The 19012-nt window shown below is 67.4% G+C and carries 16 protein-coding genes and 2 pseudogenes; 10 read left to right on the top strand and 8 right to left on the bottom strand.

Features of this window, described 5'->3' with window-relative positions:
* Window positions 1-14 precede the first annotated feature (14 nt).
* Window positions 15-278 (top strand): annotated as a pseudogene (locus A5622_RS27740) (ABC transporter family substrate-binding protein); the annotation flags it as partial.
* 48 nt (window positions 279-326) lie between these two features.
* Here A5622_RS27740 and A5622_RS30640 read toward each other — a convergent pair.
* The 4 genes and pseudogenes from A5622_RS30640 to A5622_RS01840 form a co-directional block, all read right to left on the bottom strand.
* Window positions 327-1262: pseudogene (locus A5622_RS30640) on the bottom strand (ABC transporter substrate-binding protein); the annotation flags it as partial.
* A 52-nt stretch (window positions 1263-1314) separates the two neighbouring features.
* Window positions 1315-3150 (bottom strand): ABC transporter ATP-binding protein, encoded by a 1836-nt coding sequence (locus A5622_RS01850; RefSeq protein ID WP_066876298.1) that lies wholly within the window; start codon window positions 3148-3150, stop codon window positions 1315-1317.
* Window positions 3147-4073, bottom strand: coding sequence for an ABC transporter permease (locus A5622_RS01845; RefSeq protein WP_066873555.1), 927 nt, complete (start codon window positions 4071-4073; stop codon window positions 3147-3149). Before A5622_RS01845 ends, A5622_RS01850 begins: the two co-directional genes overlap by 4 nt.
* Window positions 4070-5047, bottom strand: coding sequence for an ABC transporter permease (locus A5622_RS01840; protein ID WP_066873628.1), 978 nt, complete (start codon window positions 5045-5047; stop codon window positions 4070-4072). Before A5622_RS01840 ends, A5622_RS01845 begins: the two co-directional genes overlap by 4 nt.
* 212 nt (window positions 5048-5259) lie before the next feature.
* Between A5622_RS01840 and A5622_RS01835 the strand changes: the two genes are divergently transcribed.
* Window positions 5260-5751, top strand: coding sequence for a carbonic anhydrase (locus A5622_RS01835; RefSeq protein ID WP_066873558.1), 492 nt, complete (start codon window positions 5260-5262; stop codon window positions 5749-5751).
* A 4-nt stretch (window positions 5752-5755) separates the two neighbouring features.
* On the opposite strand, the gene A5622_RS01830 is transcribed toward A5622_RS01835, so the two are convergent.
* The gene (locus A5622_RS01830) at window positions 5756-6196 is read right to left on the bottom strand and encodes a PaaI family thioesterase (protein WP_066876296.1); all 441 of its coding nucleotides are present in this window, start codon (window positions 6194-6196) and stop codon (window positions 5756-5758) included.
* Between the two features lie 184 nt (window positions 6197-6380).
* Between A5622_RS01830 and cysD the strand changes: the two genes are divergently transcribed.
* From cysD to A5622_RS01815, 3 genes are read left to right on the top strand one after another with little or no spacing between them, the layout of a single operon-like run.
* Window positions 6381-7322 (top strand): sulfate adenylyltransferase subunit CysD, encoded by a 942-nt coding sequence (cysD, locus tag A5622_RS01825; protein WP_156749234.1) that lies wholly within the window; start codon window positions 6381-6383, stop codon window positions 7320-7322.
* Window positions 7322-9163, top strand: coding sequence for an adenylyl-sulfate kinase (cysC, locus tag A5622_RS01820; RefSeq protein WP_066876294.1), 1842 nt, complete (start codon window positions 7322-7324; stop codon window positions 9161-9163). Before cysD ends, cysC begins: the two co-directional genes overlap by 1 nt.
* A gap of 58 nt (window positions 9164-9221) precedes the next feature.
* Window positions 9222-9707 carry an RrF2 family transcriptional regulator gene (locus A5622_RS01815; RefSeq protein ID WP_066873570.1) on the top strand — a complete coding sequence of 162 codons (486 nt, stop codon included), beginning with the start codon at window positions 9222-9224 and terminating at the stop codon, window positions 9705-9707.
* Window positions 9708-9720: 13 nt separating this feature from the next.
* Here A5622_RS01815 and A5622_RS01810 read toward each other — a convergent pair whose 3' ends face one another.
* A complete protein-coding gene (locus A5622_RS01810) occupies window positions 9721-10110 on the bottom strand; it encodes a VOC family protein (RefSeq protein ID WP_066876292.1) in 390 nt (129 codons plus the stop codon).
* A gap of 46 nt (window positions 10111-10156) precedes the next feature.
* Entirely contained in the window at window positions 10157-10579 is a 423-nt protein-coding gene (locus A5622_RS01805; protein ID WP_066873576.1) for a VOC family protein, read from the bottom strand.
* 57 nt (window positions 10580-10636) lie between these two features.
* Between A5622_RS01805 and A5622_RS01800 the strand changes: the two genes are divergently transcribed.
* Both A5622_RS01800 and A5622_RS01795 read left to right on the top strand, forming a co-directional pair.
* Entirely contained in the window at window positions 10637-11515 is an 879-nt protein-coding gene (locus A5622_RS01800; RefSeq protein ID WP_066873631.1) for an LLM class flavin-dependent oxidoreductase, read from the top strand.
* 70 nt (window positions 11516-11585) lie between these two features.
* On the top strand, window positions 11586-12464 hold the full coding sequence (locus A5622_RS01795; RefSeq protein ID WP_066873636.1) for a tetratricopeptide repeat protein: 879 nt from the start codon (window positions 11586-11588) through the stop codon (window positions 12462-12464).
* Here the strand turns inward: A5622_RS01795 and A5622_RS01790 are convergent.
* Window positions 12461-14185, bottom strand: coding sequence for an NAD-binding protein (locus A5622_RS01790; protein ID WP_066873633.1), 1725 nt, complete (start codon window positions 14183-14185; stop codon window positions 12461-12463). The two genes, A5622_RS01795 and A5622_RS01790, sit on opposite strands and share 4 nt — an antisense overlap.
* Before the next feature lie 176 nt (window positions 14186-14361).
* Between A5622_RS01790 and A5622_RS01785 the strand changes: the two genes are divergently transcribed.
* From A5622_RS01785 to A5622_RS01775, 3 genes are all read left to right on the top strand, one after another.
* Window positions 14362-15309 carry a hypothetical protein gene (locus A5622_RS01785; protein WP_156752802.1) on the top strand — a complete coding sequence of 316 codons (948 nt, stop codon included), beginning with the start codon at window positions 14362-14364 and terminating at the stop codon, window positions 15307-15309.
* An 84-nt stretch (window positions 15310-15393) separates the two neighbouring features.
* Window positions 15394-17985 carry a hypothetical protein gene (locus tag A5622_RS01780; RefSeq protein WP_066873585.1) on the top strand — a complete coding sequence of 864 codons (2592 nt, stop codon included), beginning with the start codon at window positions 15394-15396 and terminating at the stop codon, window positions 17983-17985.
* A 2-nt stretch (window positions 17986-17987) separates the two neighbouring features.
* Complete coding sequence (locus tag A5622_RS01775) at window positions 17988-18755, top strand: hypothetical protein (RefSeq protein WP_156752801.1); 768 nt, start codon at window positions 17988-17990, stop codon at window positions 18753-18755.
* Window positions 18756-19012: the final 257 nt, after the last annotated feature.

The following is a 19012-nucleotide window of genomic DNA, read 5'->3' as shown; positions in this document are numbered from 1 at the left end:
AGCGCACCAAGGGGATCTCGATCCGGCGCGCGCCCGCGCCGGCGTGGTCTCACTTCACGTTCAACGGCGCCCCGGGCTCGATCCTGTCCGACCGGGCGCTGCGCGTCGCGGTCGCCAAGGGCATCGATCGGCAGACCATCGCCAAGGTCGTCCAGTACGGCCTGACCAGTAACCCGGTGGCGCTGGGCAACCACATCTATGTCGCGGGGCAGCAGGGCTATCAGGACAACAGCTCGGTCGTTCCCTACGACCCGGCCGCGGCCAGCCGGGAGCTCGACGCGTTGGGCTGGAAGCGGACCGGCCAGTTCCGCGAGAAGGACGGCCGGCAGCTGGTCATCCGCGATTTGTTCTACGACGCCCGGGGCGCCGTTGAACGTGAAGTGAGACCACGCCGGCGCGGGCGCGCGCCGGATCGAGATCCCCTTGGTGCGCTGGGCGATGGTCAGCTGATCGACGGTGCCGACCCCGGTGGCGTCGATCGTGTTGTTCTGCAGCGCCGGTAGCCGCGCGGCATCGTCGAGCACCAGATAGGTGATGGTGTCCAGCCGGGGTCGCGCGCCCCACCATTTCGGATTGCGGCTCAACACGATCCGCTGGGTGGTCCGATCCAACGACGAGACGACGAACGGTCCGGCCGACGGTCCGGGACCGTCCAGCTGGCCCTTGTTGAATGCCTCCGGGGTGGCCGTCATGTTCTTGGGCAGCAGCATTCCGTTGCCGGCGAACATGCCGCGCCATTCGGCGTAGGGCTTGGCGAAGGTCATGATGGCCTGCCGGTCGTCGACGCCCCGGGTCACCGAGGCGACGCGGTCCGCACCGCTGGGTCCGGCGATCTCGAAGGTCTTGTCGACACCGCTCAGGGCGTGGATCTGGCTGGCGATGTCCGCCCAGGTGATCGGCGTGCCGTCCGACCACACCGCCTTGGGGTTGATCGTGTACGTAACCACCTGTGGCGCAGTGCCGGTGAGCTCGATGCTGGTGAAGTAGTCGGTGTCGACCGTCGTGGAGCCGTCGGGGCCGATGATGAATGCCCGCGGCAGGGTGGCCTTCATCATCGCCGAGACGTCGGCCGAATTGCCGTCGATGTGCAAGATGTTGAAGTTCGGTGGAAAGTCGGTGAGCGCCAGTCGCAGGTCGCCGCCGTCTTGCAGAGTGGCCGGATCGTGCGGGTTGAGGTCGCTCGTGGAGCCGATCTGCGCGTTCTGGCCCGTTTCGGGAATCAGGCTGACGGCCGGCGAGCAACCCGAGATTGCCAGCATCATCGCGAAACACGCTGCCGCGCAGCGGATCCCCTGACGCGCCAGGACCGCCCGGCTAGGCACGTCTGCCCGGATCCGGTTGCGGCACCGCGTTCAGCAGCCGCCGGGTGTATTCGTGTTGCGGATCGGCGAAGACCTGCCGGCTGTCACCCTGCTCCACGATGGCGCCGGCATACATCACCACGACGTCGTGAGCCAGGTGCTTGACGACCGAAAGATCATGGGAGACAAACAGATAAGATAGGCCGAACCGCTCTTGCAGGTCCAGCAACAAATTGATTATCCCGGCCTGGATGGATACGTCGAGCGCGGACACCGGTTCGTCGAGCGCCAGGATCTTCGGCTGCAGTGCCAGCGCGCGGGCGATGCCGATGCGCTGCTTCTGGCCGCCGGAGAATTCGGCGGGGTAACGGACCGCGTCGGCGCGGCGCAGACCCACGATGTCCAGCAGCTCGGCGACGCGCACGTTGGTGCGACCTTTGTCGAACCCATTGGCCCGCAGGGGTTCCGCCAGCAACTCGGACACCGGTAGCCGCGGATCCAGCGACGCGATCGGGTCTTGGAACACGACCTGGATGTCGCGCCGCAGCGCTCGCCTGCGCGCCGTGCTCAACGTGGTGACATCGGTGCCCAGCACTTCGATCGAACCCGACTGGGGCCCGGTGAGTTCCAGGATCTCGTGCAGAGTGGTCGACTTGCCCGAACCCGACTCACCGACGATGCCCAGGGTGCGGCCCTGCCGCAGCTCGAAACTGACGCCGTCGACCGCGCGGACCTCGCCGGCGCTGCGGCGCAACACGCCCTTGGTCAGCCGGTAGGTCTTGGTCAGGTCGCGCACCGCGACGACCACCGAGCCGTCGGCCGATTCCGCTTGGTGGGCTTCGGTGCTCACGCCGTAGATGTCCGCGGCGCTTCGGCCGTCGACTTGCTCGGTGCGGATGCAGGCCGCCCGGTGATCGGTGCCGACGGCAAGTAATTCCGGCTCCTCGAGCCGGCATTCGTCGATGGCCAGCGGGCAGCGCGGCGCGAACGGGCAGCCGGGATCCAGGCCGGCCAGCGACGGCGGCGCGCCGGGGATCGGCACCAGCCGGGTGCCCTGAGCGGCGTCCAGTCGCGGCACCGAACCCAGCAGCCCGACGGTGTAGGGCATCCGCCGGTCCCGGTAAAGGTCACGCACGGAAGCGGATTCGACGACCCGCCCGGCGTACATCACCAACGCCCGGTCGGCGAACTCGGCGACCACACCGAGGTCGTGGGTGATGATCAGCACCCCGGCGCCGGTGATGTCGCGGGCCGTCTTGAGCACCTCGAGGATCTGCGCCTGCACCGTGACATCCAGCGCGGTGGTCGGCTCGTCGCAGATCAACAGGTCGGGGTCGTTGGCGATCGCGATCGCGATCACCACCCGTTGCCGCTCACCGCCGGACAGCTCATGGGGAAACGCTCGGGCGCGCCGTTCCGGCTGGGCGATTCCCACTAGTTCGAGCAGTTCCACCGCGCGCCGGCGGGCGGCCTTCTTGCCCGCCCGCGGCTGATGGATCTCGATCGCCTCGGCGATCTGATCGCCGACGGTGTAGACCGGCGTCAGCGCCGACATCGGGTCCTGGAACACCATGCCGACCGTCTTGCCGCGAAACCGCGACATGGCGTCGTCGCCGAGGCCAAGCAGCTCGGTGCCGTGCAACCGGACCGAGCCGCGCACCCGCGCGTACTCGGGCAACAGTCCGATGGCCGCCATCGCCGAAACGGACTTCCCCGAACCGGATTCGCCGACCATCGCGACGACCTCTCCCGGTTCGATGCGATAGCTGATGCCGCGCACCGCGGTCACCGGCGCGCCGCCGGCTCCGAAGGTGACCGCCAGGTCGGTCACCTCGAGCAGCGCGCTCATCCGCCCCCACCCCGCAGCCCCGCGCTGCCGGGGTCGAGCGCGTCGCGCAGTCCGTCGCCGGTGAGGTTGGCGCACACCAGGATCAGCACCAGCACGCCCGCCGGAAACAGAAACACCCACGGAAAGGTGGTCGCCGATTGGGTTCCGTTGGCGATCAACGTTCCCAGCGACACGTCCGGCGGCTGGATACCGAAACCGAGGAAGCTCAGGCCGGTTTCGGCCAGGATGGCCGAGGCGACGTTGAGCGCGGCGTCGATGATCAGGATGGAAGCCACGTTCGGCACCACGTGGCCGAGGATGATGCGACTGCTCGATACCCCCATATACCGTGCGGCCCGGATGAATTCGCGTTCACGCAAACTCATGGTCATGCCGCGCACCATGCGTGAGCTGACCATCCACCCGAACCCGGCCAGCAGCAGCACCAGCATCAACACGTTGGCCGAGTTCTTGATTCGCGGCGTCACGATGGCGATGAGGATGAAGCTGGGCACCACCAACAGCAGGTCGACCACCCACATCAAGGCGCGGTCGCGCCAGCCACCGAAATAGCCGGAGATCGCCCCGACGGTGGCGGCGATGCCAGTGGAGATCACCGCGACGCAGACGCCGATCAGCATCGATTTCTGCATGCCGCGCAGGATCTGCGCCAACAGGTCCTGACCCAGCGCGTTGGTGCCCAGCCAGTGCCGCGCGTTCGGCGGCGCCAACAGCGCGGTGAAATCAAGGTCCTCATAGGAGTACGGCAGCACCGCGGGCAGCGCGTAGCAGCCGACGAACAACAGGACCAGCAACGCCAGCGACGCCACCGCGAACCGGTTGCGACCGAACCGCCGTAGCACCAGGGTGCGCCGTGAGGTGAAATCCGCGACTTCGTGGCCCGAAAACCCATGGGCGCCATCGGCATTCGTCTCAGAGGTCATGACACCCGCACCCGCGGATCAAGGGCCGCGTAGAACACGTCCGAGAGCAGCCCGGCCAGCAACACCACCGCCCCGGAGAACAGGGTGATCGCCGCGATGATGTTGGTGTCCTGCGTCGCGATGCCGGCCACCAGCCATTCGCCCATGCCGTGCCAGCCGAAGATCTTCTCCACGAACACCGCTCCGGTGACCAGGCCCGCCACCCCGTAGGCGAACAGGGTGGCCAGCGGGATCAGGGCGGTCCGCAGCCCATGCTTGACCAGCGCGCGCCGGCGGGTCAGCCCTTTGGCGCGCGCGGTGCGAATGAAGTCCTGGCCGAGGACGTCGAGCATCGCGTTGCGTTGGTATCGGCTGTAGCCGGCCGCGGCGGCCAGCGCCAGGGTCAGCGACGGCAGGACCAAGTGGCGCAACCGGTCGAGCAGCTGCGCACCGGCCCCGCCGGTAACCCCCGGTGAGGTCTCCCCGGTGTAGTCGAAGACGTGAACGCCCAGCGCCCAGTTCACCCGCAGCGCACCGAGGATCAGCAGGCTGGCGATCACGAACGTCGGCGTGCTGAGCACCAGCAGCGCCACCAGGGTGACGACGCGGTCGCTGAGTCGATACTGCCGAATCGCGCCCCACGCCCCGGCCGCGATGCCCAGCGCGGTGCCCGCCAGTGAACCGATGACGAGCAGGCGCAGGGTGACTCCGACGCGACGCCAAAGCGTGGTCCCGACTGGCTGCCCGGTGACCGTTTTGCCGAAGTCGCCGCGCACGGCGTGCGAGGCCCAGTGCGCGTAGCGGATCGGTATCGCCTCGTCCAAGCCGAGTGTGTGGGCCTTGGCGTCAATCACGGCCTGCGGCGGCCGCGGGCTGCGCTGCAGCAGGCTGTCGAGTGGCCTGAAGGCCACCGACGTCAGGCAAAACGTGAGAAACGATGCCAGCGCCAGCAGCACAACGTAGTTGAGCAACCGGCGTGCCAGAAATCGAGTCATGCCCGTCCGCACACCCCACGTTGCATTGGGACAGGCTATCGAGCCGGCAGCACGGCGTCGCGCGTTGCGGCGTCGGGTGCACTCGGTCGCTTTCGATCCGGTTGATTCTCACCGGTGAATCGCGTGTGATCGGTTGTTAGGATCCACCGCGGCACCGAGGCCGTGCAGCAAACGCGCACGTTTCGGGCCGCGACACTCCCAAGGAGGCTTGCGTGACGGTTACCGATGATTACCTGGCCAACAACGCCGAATATGCGAGCACTTTCGAAGGGCCACTGCCGATGCCGCCGGGCAAACATGTCGCGGTCGTCGCGTGCATGGACGCCCGGCTCGATGTCTATCGCATCCTCGGCCTCAACGAGGGGGAGGCTCACGTCATCCGCAACGCCGGAGGGGTCGTCACCGACGACGTCATCCGCTCGCTGGCCATCAGCCAGCGGTTGCTGGGAACGCGGGAGATCATCCTGATCCACCACACCGACTGCGGCATGCTCACCTTCACCGATGACGACTTCAAGCGCAGCATCCAGGAGGAGACGGGCATCAAGCCCGGGTGGGCTGCCGAGGCGTTCGCCGACCTCGCCGAGGACGTCCGGCAGTCGCTGCGCCGCCTGGAGGCCAGCCCGTTCGTCACCAAGCACGTCTCCGCGCGCGGATTCGTGTTCGACGTGGCCACCGGCAAGCTCGACGAGGTGACGCTCTAGCCGGTCAGCCGACCTTGTAGGTCGCCAGCGCCTTGGCGACCAGCGTCCCCTGCGGGTCGATGATCTCGGCCTCGCAGTTGACCAGCGAGCGGCCGCGCCGCAGCACTCGGCCGACGCCGATGACGTCGGTGGCCCGGGCCGGGGCCATGAAGTCCAGCGCCATGGAGACCGTCACGCCCCGCAATTCGGGCGGCGCCTGCGCTCCGCACCATGCCGCCGCCATGACGGTGAGATCGGCGAGCGTGGCGATGGCGCCGCCGTGGACCATGTCACCGATGGTCACGTTGGACGGGTCCCAGGGCAGTCGCAGCCGCACCTCGTCGTCCTCGAGGCGGTCGGCAACGATGCCCAGCTTGACCACGAAGGGGGACTGGGGGAGGAACTGCGCGATGACGTCGCGACCGCTCGGTGTGGCTGGTCCGGCGGGTTGAGGGGTGGCAGTCATCCGTCCATGCTTTCGCACCCGTCACCGGCGGCAAAAGTACCGCCGCGCCTCTTGACGCGATGTGTCCGGTGGCCGCCGCGCGCGCCACCAGGCGTCGGCTCGTCGGCCCGCGGTTGACAGCGCCAACGGGAACTGGTCTTATATTTTGTTAAAGTGCCAAAGTTGGTCAGTTCTGCCAGGTTTAATGAAGGAAGCTATGACCGGTGATCTGAAGGTGGCCCCCGCCGCCGGGCAATACGAGTTGAGCCATCTGCGCTCGCTGGAGGCAGAGGCGATCCACATCATCCGGGAGGTGGCCGCGGAGTTCGAGCGGCCGGTGCTGCTGTTCTCGGGCGGCAAGGATTCCATCGTCATGCTGCACCTGGCGCTGCGGGCGTTCCGCCCCGGGCGGTTGCCCTTCCCGGTGATGCACGTCGACACGGGGCACAACTTCGACGAGGTGATCGCCACCCGCGACGAGTTGGTCGCCGAGCACGGTGTTCGCCTGGTGATCGCCTCGGTCCAGGAGGACATCGACGCCGGGCGGGTCGTCGAGCCACGCCAGGGGCGGAACTCGATCCAGACCGTGACCCTGCTGCGCGCCATCCGGGAGAACAAGTTCGACGCCGCCTTCGGCGGAGCGCGCCGCGACGAGGAGAAGGCCCGCGCCAAGGAACGCGTCTTCAGCTTCCGCGACGAGTTCGGCCAATGGGATCCCAAGGCGCAGCGGCCCGAGCTGTGGAACCTCTACAACGGCCGCCACCACAAGGGCGAGCACATCCGGGTGTTCCCGTTGTCCAACTGGACCGAGTTCGACATCTGGTCCTACATCGGCGCCGAAAACATCGCGCTGCCGTCGATCTATTACGCGCACCGGCGCAAGGTATTTCGTCGCGACGGCATGCTGCTGGCGGTGGACCGCAACATGCAACCGGGTGACGACGAGCCGGTGTTCGAGACGACGGTGCGTTTCCGCACCGTCGGCGACGTCACGTGCACCGGATGCGTGGAATCGCAGGCCGCCACGGTGGACGAGGTCATCGCCGAGACCGCGGTGTCCCGGCTGACCGAGCGCGGGGCCACCCGGGCTGACGACCGCATCTCGGAGGCGGGCATGGAAGACCGCAAACGGCAGGGGTACTTCTGATGACAACGCTTTTGCGGCTCGCGACCGCGGGTTCGGTCGACGACGGCAAGTCCACCCTGATCGGCCGCCTGCTGTATGACTCCAAGGCCGTGATGGAAGACCAGTGGGCCGCGGTGGAACAGACGTCCAAGGACCGCGGACACGACTACACCGACCTGGCGCTGGTGACCGACGGCCTGCGGGCTGAGCGCGAACAGGGCATCACGATCGACGTCGCTTACCGCTACTTCGCCACTCCCAAGCGCAAATTCATCATCGCCGACACCCCCGGCCACATCCAGTACACCCGCAACATGGTGACCGGGGCGTCGACCGCGCAGCTGGTGATCGTGCTCGTCGACGCGCGACATGGCCTGCTGGAGCAGTCGCGCCGGCACGCCTTCCTGGCATCCCTGCTGGGCATCCAGCACATCGTGCTCGCGGTCAACAAGATGGACCTGATCGGCTGGGACAGAGAGAAATTCGAGGCCATCCGGGACGAATTCCACGCCTTCGCCGCGCGTCTGGACGTGCACGACGTGGCCACCATTCCGCTTTCGGCGCTGCACGGCGACAACGTGGTGACCAAGTCCGACCAGACACCGTGGTACGAGGGCCCGGCGTTGCTGTCGCACCTCGAGGAGGTGTACATCGCCGGTGACCGCAACATGGTCGACGTGCGGTTCCCGGTCCAGTACGTCATCCGCCCGCATACCCGCGAACACCAGGACCACCGCAGCTACGCCGGCACGGTCGCCAGCGGGGTCATGCGGCCGGGTGATGAAGTGGTGGTGCTGCCGGTCGGCAAGCGCACCCGGATCACCGCGATCGACGGGCCGAATGGTCCGGTGGAAGAAGCGTTTCCGCCGATGGCCGTATCGCTGACCCTGGCCGACGAGATCGACATCTCGCGCGGTGATTTGATCGCCCGCACCCACAATCAGCCCAGGGTGGCGCAGGAGTTCGACGCGACGGTGTGCTGGATGGCCGACAATGCGGCGCTCGAGCCCGGCCGCGACTACGTCATCAAGCACACCACCCGGACCACGCACGCGAAGGTGACCGCGCTCGACTACCGGCTCGACGTCAACACCCTGCATCGCGACAAGAGCGCAACGGCGTTGCAGCTCAACGAACTCGGTCGCATTTCGCTGCGCATCCAGGTGCCGCTGCTGCTCGACGAGTACACCCGCAACCCCAGCACCGGCTCGTTCATCCTCATCGACCCGCACACCAACGGCACGGTGGCCGCCGGCATGGTGCTGCGCGACGCTTCGGCGCAGGCGGCGAGCCCGAACACCGTGCGGCACAAGCCATCCGCCATCGCCGAGGCGCGGCCGCGGGGCAAGACGGTGTGGTTCACCGGTTTGTCCGGATCCGGCAAGTCGTCGGTGGCCATGCTGGTGGAGCAGAAGCTGCTCGAAAAGGGTTCTCTGGCTTACGTTCTCGACGGTGACAACCTGAGACACGGTTTGAACGCCGACCTGGGCTTTTCCATGGCGGACCGGGCCGAAAACCTGCGCCGGCTGGCACACGTGGCGGCGCTGCTCGCCGACGCCGGCAATGTCGTGCTGGTGCCGGCGATCAGTCCGCTGACCGAGCAACGCGAACTGGCGCGCCAAGTGCACGTCGACGCCGGCTTCGACTTCTTCGAGGTGTTCTGTGACACCCCGATCGAGGAATGCGAAAAGCGTGATCCCAAGGGCCTGTACGCCAAAGCCCGGGCGGGGGAGATCACCCAGTTCACCGGCATCGACAGCCCGTATCAGGCGCCAGTGAATGCCGACCTGCGCCTGACCCCGGACGGTACCGTCGAGGAGCAGGGGCAGCGGGTCATCGACCTGCTCGAATCGAGCGGGTAGCACGCCAGGTCAGCCAGGCTGCACCGATATTGTGCCGCCGGGTGGCACAATCCTGTGAGTGCGCATGTCGGCGAAGGCGGAGTATGCCGTGCGGGCGATGATTCAGCTCGCCACGGTGCCCGACGGAACGCTGGTGAAGACCGACGACCTGGCCCAGGCCCAGGGCATCCCGCCGCAGTTCCTCGTCGACATCCTGACCAACCTGCGCACCGACCGGCTGGTGCGCAGCCACCGCGGTCGTGAAGGCGGCTACGAATTGGCCCGTCCCGGCAAAGACATCAGCATCGCTGACGTGCTGCGCTGCATCGACGGACCGTTGGCCAGCGTCCGTGACATCGGGCTGGGCGATCTACCGTATTCGGGTCCGACGGCGGCGCTCACCGACGTGTGGCGCGCGCTGCGGGCCAGCATGCGTTCGGTGCTCGAAGAAACGACGTTGGCCGACGTCGCCGCCGGTGCCCTGCCCAAGCATGTCGCGCAACTGGCCGACGACTATCGCCGGCAGGAAAGCCAGCGGCACGGTACGGCGCGCACCGGCGACTGAGCGAAGTTTCCGCTCAGCCCGCCGATCCGTACGGGCTGGTGAGGATCTCCATGGCATGGCCGGACGGGTCCAGGAAATAGACCCCGCGCCCACCGTGGTTGTGGTTGATCTCGCCGGGACGGTTGGCGCCCGGATCGGCCCAGTGCTGCAGCCCGCGTGAGGAAATCCTGGCGTAGATGGCGTCGAACTCCTGCTCGGACACCAGGAACGCGTAGTGCTGGCGCGGGATGTCCGCGCCTTCCGGGGCGTCGGCGTAGTCGAGACTTACACCGTGCTCGAGTTCGACGACCATGAAGTGGCCGAAGGGCTTTGGGCTGGGCAGGCCGAACAGCTCGGTGAGGAACTCGGCTGATTCTCGTTTATCGCATGACGCGACGATGGTGTGGTTGAAACTGATGGTCATAGTTCTTTCCAGTCAACCACCGTCCGCCGGGCGCGACAACGCCGCGCTATTTCGGCGCGGTTAGCTCGAGGGCGATGTTGTCGGGGTCACGGAACTCCAGGATGTAGGACGGTCCGATGTCTTTGACCGGCTCATGACCGACGCCGAGTTCGTCGAGATGTGCTGCCGCCGAATCCAATTCGTCTTTGCTGGCGAGCCGGAAGGCAATGTGGTCGAGGCCGACGCGATCCTCGTCGAAGCGGTCCGCGGCCACCGGGCGCAGACCGAGTAGCGTGCCGCCGAGGTCGTAGATCACGCCGCCGTACAGGAAGCTCAACTGGTTGCGGGTGGGTTCATCGGCGTTGTCGGGGACCTCGATCAAAACCGGCCAGCCGAACACGCTCTCGTAGAACTGCCGCGACCGCTCGATATCGGTCACGGTCAGCCGGACATGCGCGATGGAACTACTGGTGAACGCCACTCGGTCCATGGTTCCACTGATGGGCTGCATTAGAAACATGCCAAAATCGCCGTCGTGCAGATTGCGATGACCATGCCGGTGATGGAGCCGGATCTGGATGCGACCGTGCTCGAGACCTGGGCGCGCGCCATTGACGAGGGGCCGTTCTCGTCGCTGTGCTGGGGTGAGCGCATCGCGTTCGACAACCCGGACAACCTGACGTTGCTGGGTGCGCTGGCCGCCTGGACCAAGCGGGTGCGGCTGCTGACCACGGTCATCGTGCCGCAGCTACACGATCCGGTGATGCTCGCCAAGGGGCTAGCGACCGGCGACCTGCTCAGCGGCGGCCGGCTCACCGTGGGCATCGGCGTGGGCGGTCGGCACGAGGACTACCACGCCGTGGGCGCCGATCCGGCGACGCAGACGATGCGCGGCATGGCCGAACGCGTGGCGGTGATGAAGCGGGTCTGGGCGGGGGAGAAGACCTCCGATTCGGTGCTGCCGGTCGGCCCGGCGCCGGTGCAGCCCGGCGGTCCGCCGCTGTTCGTCGGGAGTATCGGACCGAAAACCATCCGCAGCGCGGCCGCGTGGGCCGACGGGCTGGCCGGCACCACCCTGGACCTCGACGTGGCCAAGCAGAACGAGCTGTTCGACGTGACCCGGGCGGCCTGGGCGCAGGCCGGCAAGCCCAAACCCCACCTGATCACTTCGTTCTGGTTCGCCTTCGGCTCGCCCGAGGGGTCCCGCGACCAGATCCACCGTCACCTGCGCCGCTACATGAACTGGATACCGGCCGACTACGTCGACGCGATGGCACCGATGACCGGCTGGGCCGGCAGCGAGGACGAGCTGCTCGACGTGTTGCGCAGGTTCGCCGAGATCGGCACCGATGAGGTCCAGCTGATCCCCACCAGCTCGGATGTCGATCAGCTTCGTCGCGCCGCGGACGTGGCAGCACGGCTCTAGCGTTACGGCAACGCTGCAGGTCAAATCGGGTGAATTGCCGCGCCGACGCGGTGGCGATTTCATTAGCGGCATGACGCAGCAGGAGCTGCCCGCCCCGCTAGCCGTACTGACCGGGCTCATGACCGAGTGCGCGAGCAACGGCGACTACGCCGGGGCCGCGCGGCAGGCGAACGAGCTGGTCACCCTGTGCCGGGCGACGCTGGGCGAGCGGCACCCCACCGTGCTGGAACTCAAGGTGTCGCTGGCCACCGTGCAACTGCGCGCCGGCGACGACGCCGTCGCCTACGAAGAGTTCGCCCGATTGATCCCCGACCTGGTCGAGGTGCTCGGGCGCGATCACCTCAGCACCCTGACCGCCCGCCACCTCCTGGCGGGCCGGCAACAACCGTCGCTGTCAGCGCTCGCCGAGTGGTCGCAGCTTTTCGCCGACGAACAGCGCGTGTTGGGCGCCGAACACGAGAGCGTGCTGGTCGCCCGCGAGAAAATCGCCGAGAAGCGTTGGGAGATAGGCGATTTCGTCGGTGCGCTGGCCGAGGGTGAACACGTACTCGCCGCGCGGCGGCGCGTGCTGGGTGACGACCACGCCGACACCCTCGGCACGCGGTTGATGCTGGCGATCTGGCGGGGCCGCTCCGGTGACGTCCCCACGGCCGTCGCCGAGCTCGAACCGTTGATCGGCGAGCTGCGCGACAAGCTGGGCGACGACCACGTTCACCTGCTGATGGCCCGGCACATGTTCACGCTGTGGGCCCCGGACCTGGCCGGCGTAAAGGACGAGGTCGCGGCGTGGGAGGCGCTGGTCGACGAGGAGGCGCGGGTGCTGGGCGACGAGCATCCGGTGACCGTCGCCGCCCGCCATGAGCTGGCCGGATGGTGCGCCCGGCACGGCCGGCCACCGGACGAATCCGGTGGCCGATCCGCTTCGGCCCGCAGGTGCGCTGAGCGTTAGGTCGCCGCTTTGTCCACCGGACGCTCGTCGGCGGCAGGCTCCTGGGGCGGCTGCCCCTTGCGCAGCGTCTCCAGCAGCTCGCGATACGGCCCCACCAGATAGACGGTGTCGCCGCCGCGCAGCCAGGCGTCGCGACGAGGGTGCAGCTCGACAGGGGTGTCCCGGCGGGTGATCGCGATGACCCGGGTCTGGGTGGACATCTCGAACATGCGCAGCCCGTCGAGTTCGCTGCCGGCCGCCACGTGCATCGCGCCGACCATGAACGAACGCTGCCCGATCGAAAACGTGCCCAGCACCTGCAGGCCCATCGCGGCACCGATGAACCAGGGCGCCGCCAGGTCGACGGTCGAGCGAACGTTCTCAAAGCCGAACCGCTTGGCCACCGCATCGCCGAGGGCGCGGTCGTAGATGCGCAGCACGATGGGCACATCGGGCCGGTTGACCTCGGGCATCACCCTGGGACCCAGCATCTCGCGCAGCACGATTCCGGTCTCGATGTTGACCATGTCGTCCTGGGTCAGCACCGCGACGGCCCGGGCGCGGTCGACGCGGGCCGCCTCGAGTGTCTGGCGCAGCGTTGCGTCCCCGAAGATCACCGGTACGTCGAGTTCGTCTGCGGTGGAGAGGAATCGGTTGTTCTCGTCGCGTTCGATCACCGCGACGTCATATCCGGCGGCGGTCAGGTCGCCGACGACGCGGCTGCCGAACGAGCCCAGCCCGACGACGATGATGTGGTTGCGCAGATGGCGCGCGCGCCGAACCCCGGCCGATTGCAGGAAGCGGCGTGACAGCAGCAAGTCGGCCAGGAATGCGACGAGCAGCGCGGTGGTGGTTACGCCGGAAAACATCAAGGCGACGGCGAAGATTCGCAGCCACGCGGACTGGTGCAGGAAGGTGAATTCGCCGTAACCCACGGTGGTGATGGTCTCCGCGGTGAAGTACATCGCGTCCAGCCAGGACAGTCGCGGCCGCGTGTACGAGAAGTGCACGACGACCGTCGACGCGAGCAACAGACTGAGCGCGAGCAGCATTGCGGGGAAGAGCATGGGATTGACGTCGTCGCGCATCGCCCGCGCGGCGTCGGAAACCCGCCGCATCCATGACTGGCGTGAGCGGGTCGCGGCCGGCCGGGGAGTCTTGATGCCGCGCGCGGCCAGCTCGTCGGCGCTGCCGATCATGGCGGTCCAGTCGCCCTTGCGCACTTCGTGATCTCGTCCGGGACAGGGCACCACTTCGTCGGATCTCGCGGAGTTCGCGCCGTGGATCACGGCCACCGGTGCCAGGTCGCCGTAGATCTCACGAAGGGTCGCGTCGCGCGGCGCCTCGGCCCCCGACACCAGGAATTTGATGCCGGCCGCCTCGACCGGGTGGGTGCTGCTCGCCAGACAGGCTTCGACGACCGACGGCGCCGCGAGGTCGGCGACGTCCAGGATGGCCCCGGGACCGTTGTCGGCGGCCACCGCTCCGCGCAGCACGTCGTTGCCCAGTCGGGCGACCACGCGCACACGAGGATTCGCTTTCCTTGCCAGCAAGGCGATTTCGAGATTCTTCGCGTCGTCGTCCCCGGCGCAGACGATGGCGTGCGCGCGGGCGAGATCGGTGGCGACGAGCTCCTCGCTGTGCAGCTTGACGATGGTGGCACCGGCGCGGTTCAGTTCCTCGGCAATCGTTGTCGCGAGCGCGTTGTCACCGCTGACGATGATGTGGCGGCGCGTGCTCATGTATCCCCACCTCTGCGACATTTGTTGCTACGACTATCGGGCACTGCGTCGATGGATGCCAGCGTGACATGTCCGGACTCCTCTTGAGGGAGATAATGACGCGGATCATCGCTTGACGGCGAAGCTGTAGGACTGATTGGGAGGGTGCGGTGGAGGGTGGGCCGCTGGATTGGTGGTTGGACCGGATCAACTTGCTTATCGACATGACTGGCGATGTCGATCTGGGTGGATCGGTCACGCTGGATTATTCCGAGGCATCGTTGTCGGCGCTGGAGGCCGCGGCGCGCGATCGGTTGGCCGATCCGGCTGAGGCGCTCGAGGACGCAAATCAGTCGTTCACCGCGGGGGTGGTGGCGTATCTGGGTGAGGCCTTGATGCGTGTCGGTGGTGGGCGGTGGGACTGGGTCGCCGAGCCGCCCGCGGGTGTCGCGGTTGATGACCCCGGACTGCGGCGGCGGCTGTCTGAGCATCGTTGGCGGATCGACAGTGCGGGCGAACCCGATGCGACGGGCTTTCCGATCATCCGCCCCGACTCCGAATCGGGGCTGGAGGCGTTGTCGCCGACGCATCTGTTGCTGCAAGCGTTGGCCGATGAGAGTGCGGTGTTGGTGGCCGTGTACGGGCGCTGGCGGCAGGTCGTCCAGGACTATGCCGAAGCGCATCCTGGGTGGTCCCCGGTCAAAGAGCGCACTCTGGCGGATGGTCTGTTCAATGCTCCGCCGCCCTCGACGGTGCTCGATGACTGGCTGGCTCACCAGGAGCAGCATTTCGCCGATTGGGCGGCCCGCAACGGTGGCAACTGGGATTACAGTCCCGACAGCATCGGCCGACTCACTGCCCTCGTGCTGCAGGTGACGCCGACGGTCGAGGCTTTCCATGCTCCGGCCAATGCCGACTTCGTCGATGGCGCTTCCTATTACCTGGGCGAAATGCTGCGCCGTGGCCATCCGTCCCGATGGGTCTACCGCGACTTCGCCGACGAGGGCGATTCGATTACCGCGAACTTCAAGATTCAGCTCAACGACGACGCCGGCTTCACGGCGGCATACCATCTGCTCTCCGCCATGGTCAGGCATAAAGATCCCGGCGATACCCGCGCGTACTACGACGAATGGGTCGGCTGAATTCTCAAGCCCGTCAACCTCACTTAGGATCGCGACATCTTGTGCTTCGCCTTCGAGCGCGAAGTCCGACGGGGAGGGCCGCACATGGCTCGGGTTTGGCTGATTTGGCGTCGCGTCGTTGCGACCGCCCTGGTTCTGGTGTTGGCGTCGCTGCTGACGCCCACGCGCCAGGCCATTGCGGATCCCGCACCGAAACTGCCCGGATACTCCGCCGACCAGGATCCGCCGCCGGGCAAGACCCCGCTCACCTATACCTTTCCATCGGCCAATGGCCTCTCTGCGCTACCCGCACCGAGCCGCGCGGCTTTGATCGATATCAATACCAGGGGCAAGTACAAAGCCGGCACCGAACAACACCTCTACAAGAGCTGGCTGGTCTACCAGAACCAACGGGCCCCCGCCGTGGCGAATCCACTGAGCTGGGCGGACTATCGCGACGCTTACGTGCGCGCCTTCAACAATCGCAACACCGGCACCAGCTTCGAAACCGCGCTCGATCAAGAGCTGAAGTTGACGGAGAACGGATACATCCGCAACCGGAAGATCAAGGGCACCTCGATCAACCGCCGCCCTGACTTCCACAACGATCAAGAAATCGTCGAGATCAAGACCGGGGCCGTCGACAAGGCGCAGCTCGAAGACTTCCTACGCATCGCGCAGCAGACCGGCCGTCGCGTGGTGTACATCTTCCCGGACAAGCCGCCGCCGGCCACGCTGCAAGCGATGCTTGCCGCCGGCCAAGGCCTGGGCGCATCCGACCGGCTATTCGTCCGCTATTACCCGACGGTGGGTGTACCCGACCCGTCCGGGAAAGCCGTACTCGCCAGCGGCGGGCAGAACCCCGTGAACGGCGGTGCCGATCAAACCACGGGCGCTTCTCCGGACTCGCCGGCCCAGGCAATCGAACAAGCCTTCGTCTCCGGGCAGGTCAACGCCGACATGGACATTGAACAGGCGGCCCAGGACCCCGAGTCGGTGCCCGAGTCGGTGCCCGTCTCGGCGCCAGCCCCCGCGCCGGGCCAGCAAGCGCCCGGTTCGGCTCCGGCGCCCGCACCGGGCCAGCAGGCTCCCGCCCCGGGGCAGCAGGCGCCCGCCCCGGCACCGCAGGCGCCCGGCCCTGCACCCCAGGCCCCCGGTTCGGTTCCTGCGCCGCAAGCGCCCCGACCAGTTCCGGCTCCGCAAACGCCCAGGCAGGCGGCCGGTCCGATGCCGATCAATCCGGGAGCCGTTGTCGGTCCGATCGTCGACGCCGGAGTGCTGGCGGGCGTGACGGCCGCCAACACCGTCGCCGGCATCATCGGCGCCGCCACGGGCGGCGCTGCCACCGTTTTGGCCAACGTCACGGGTGGGCTGGTCAGCGGCATCGCCGGCGCGGTGACCGGGGGAATCGTCGGTGGCGTGGCCAGCGGGATCGGCGGCGGCGTCGCGAGCGGGCTTGGTGCCGTTACCAGCGGGATCGGTGGCGTGCTCGGCGGCGTCGACTTCTCCACGCTGCAGCTGCGCTACATCTCCGACACCGACCTGAACGGCAACGGTGTGCAGTACTCCTTCGCCGCCAATACGCAAACCGGCGCTGCACCGTCGTTCGGTGGAAATGCCAACGCCTACATGGCTTCCGATTCGTTCTTCGTGTGGCTGGCGCTGCCCACCTCGGCCTTCACGGTGAACCTCAACCCGAACGAACCCGACCGCATCATCGACGCCCAGTTCGGTCGCACCGACGCCGGGCGGATCCTGCTGGAAGCCGACTACACCATGAAGCAGGCCACGGCGAAGCTCGTCGACCCCGCCACGCCGGACGGCCGCCAATTCCTGGACGCGCTGAAAGGCTCCAAATGCTTTTCGCCGCAACGTAAGTGGATCATCCCGTTGCCGGCCAGCGTGTCCACCCAGGGAGACTCGATGTACATCCTGGACGCCCCGCTTGATGTGAAGCTCGAGATCGAGGGAATGGACTTGAAGCCGGGCATCGGCTGCCCCGCCCAGGACGCCGGAATCACCCGCCAAAACGACGATCTGTACCGGACCATGATCCTGCCGAAGATCGTCGACGAGGTGAATCACGCGCCCGAATACGCCGATCTGCGCCGCGTGTATGCGAGCCGGATCGCCGCGGAGTGGTACCGGCAACGCAGCGCCACCAAGGCCACCGCCTACTCGAAAATCGTTGACTCGGGCAACATCGACGCCTGGACGTCGAAGGAACCCTTCAGCCCGCAGGAACTGTTCGACCGCTACCGCAAGTCCTTCTACGAAGGAGACGCGACCTACAGCTGGCAGACCGGTGACCGCACCACCTGGAAACTGACTATCGGCGGCGTCGACTTCACCAACATCCCGATGGTCAACATGACGCCGAAGGACTTCGCCAAAGATCACCCCAACCTGCCCGCAACCGCAAGTGGTTCGCTGTTCGGCCCGCGGCTGCAGAGTTCGCCGCAACAGAGTTCCGCGCAGCAGGTCTGGCTGGGCGGCCTGACCAGTGCCCGACCCATGAGCCAGGTGTGGAAGGGCGATCCGGGCGTGCTCATTCCCATGCCGAAGTCGGTATTCGGCACGTCGCTGAGTCCGCTCATGTACGCCGCGATCGCGTTGCCGTTGGCCGCCTGGATCGGTGTCGGGGGCGCGCTGTGGTGGCGTCGTAGGCGACCGGCAGGCTTGCCGGGGAGGCGTTGACGATGTCAGACCATTCCCAGGATCCCTTCTCCGATCCCTTCGGCCCCCAACCGGTTTCGCCGTCGCCATCGTGGGGCCCGCCGGCTTCGCCCGGCCTGCCGCCGCCGCGAGCTACGCCGCGACCGCCCGCCGCGCCACCACCGCCCGTGGCGCCGCCACCGTCCATCCAGCCGTCGGCGTCGTCGGCCAAGGCGGCCGCGGGTATGTCCCCGGCCGCCGTGTTTTTCGGGAGCTATGTGTTCGCCGGCATCGCCGCGCTGTTGTTGGCGGCGGCGATCGCCGTGCTGGTGGCGATTTCGGATTTCCGTGCACGCGGTAGTACGTCGGGGCCGGTGCTGGTCGCGACGGCCGCCGGGTTGATCGTCGTCGCCGCGTTGGTGGTGTCGCTGGGTGTGCTCGACGATCGCGGCCGCAGCCGGGCCAGGATCGTGACGTGGGTCGTCTGCGGCCTCGGATTGGCCGCTGGCGCAGCGGTTTTCGTCGTCGACCCCGGCGGGTCGGTGGCGTGGTTCGGTCAGTTGCTGCAGGTGGGCGCGGTCGCGACGATCATCATTTCGGTCGCCTCCGCGGTGTTGCTCGCGCTGCCGGAGTCCAACGCGTACTTCCGCCAGGGCGGGCCTGCGCCCGTTACCGCATCGACCTTTCCGCAATCCGCTGCCTTCCCGCCGCCCGTCCCGCATCGGCCTCCGCCGTTCGCGCAACCGCCGGCTGGCACCACACCGCCTCCGAGGACGCCCGCGAATGACCCTGACTACGACCCCTTCTCATGACGGCTAGCTGGCCGGGTCCCAGTTGGCCCAACCCCTTCGATCCGGGCGCGCTCGCCCCGCCGGCGAATGTCTTTGATGGCGAAGTGGCCCAACACGATTCCCACCGGGGCAAGCAGGAACGCAAACACAACCGACAGCGTGGCCAGCGTGTTCACCTCGTCCGACGGCGGGCGAGCGGACGGTTGGGCGGGCGGCGGGGGCGGCGCTGGGCAACAGGCAGACCGGCCAGCCGACGGCGCACTCCAGCGCCACCACAG

The organism is Mycobacterium sp. 1245801.1, from assembly GCF_001673055.1.
Classification (GTDB): Bacteria; Actinomycetota; Actinomycetes; order Mycobacteriales; family Mycobacteriaceae; genus Mycobacterium; species Mycobacterium europaeum_A.
The sequence above is the reverse complement of the archived record's forward strand: the minus strand, read 5'-3'. Positions and strand labels throughout refer to the sequence as shown.

Coding starts and splice junctions, on each gene's coding strand:
- A5622_RS01830 (WP_066876296.1), bottom strand. CDS start 6,196: ATGACTGCCACCCCTCAACCCGCCGGACCAGCCACACCGAGCGGTCGC.
- A5622_RS01800 (WP_066873631.1), top strand. CDS start 10,637: ATGACCATGCCGGTGATGGAGCCGGATCTGGATGCGACCGTGCTCGAG.
- A5622_RS01845 (WP_066873555.1), bottom strand. CDS start 4,073: ATGACCTCTGAGACGAATGCCGATGGCGCCCATGGGTTTTCGGGCCAC.
- A5622_RS01850 (WP_066876298.1), bottom strand. CDS start 3,150: ATGAGCGCGCTGCTCGAGGTGACCGACCTGGCGGTCACCTTCGGAGCC.
- cysC (WP_066876294.1), top strand. CDS start 7,322: ATGACAACGCTTTTGCGGCTCGCGACCGCGGGTTCGGTCGACGACGGC.
- A5622_RS01840 (WP_066873628.1), bottom strand. CDS start 5,047: ATGACTCGATTTCTGGCACGCCGGTTGCTCAACTACGTTGTGCTGCTG.
- A5622_RS01780 (WP_066873585.1), top strand. CDS start 15,394: ATGGCTCGGGTTTGGCTGATTTGGCGTCGCGTCGTTGCGACCGCCCTG.
- A5622_RS01795 (WP_066873636.1), top strand. CDS start 11,586: ATGACGCAGCAGGAGCTGCCCGCCCCGCTAGCCGTACTGACCGGGCTC.
- A5622_RS01790 (WP_066873633.1), bottom strand. CDS start 14,185: ATGAGCACGCGCCGCCACATCATCGTCAGCGGTGACAACGCGCTCGCG.
- A5622_RS01775 (WP_156752801.1), top strand. CDS start 17,988: ATGTCAGACCATTCCCAGGATCCCTTCTCCGATCCCTTCGGCCCCCAA.
- A5622_RS01810 (WP_066876292.1), bottom strand. CDS start 10,110: ATGACCATCAGTTTCAACCACACCATCGTCGCGTCATGCGATAAACGA.
- A5622_RS01805 (WP_066873576.1), bottom strand. CDS start 10,579: ATGGACCGAGTGGCGTTCACCAGTAGTTCCATCGCGCATGTCCGGCTG.
- cysD (WP_156749234.1), top strand. CDS start 6,381: ATGAAGGAAGCTATGACCGGTGATCTGAAGGTGGCCCCCGCCGCCGGG.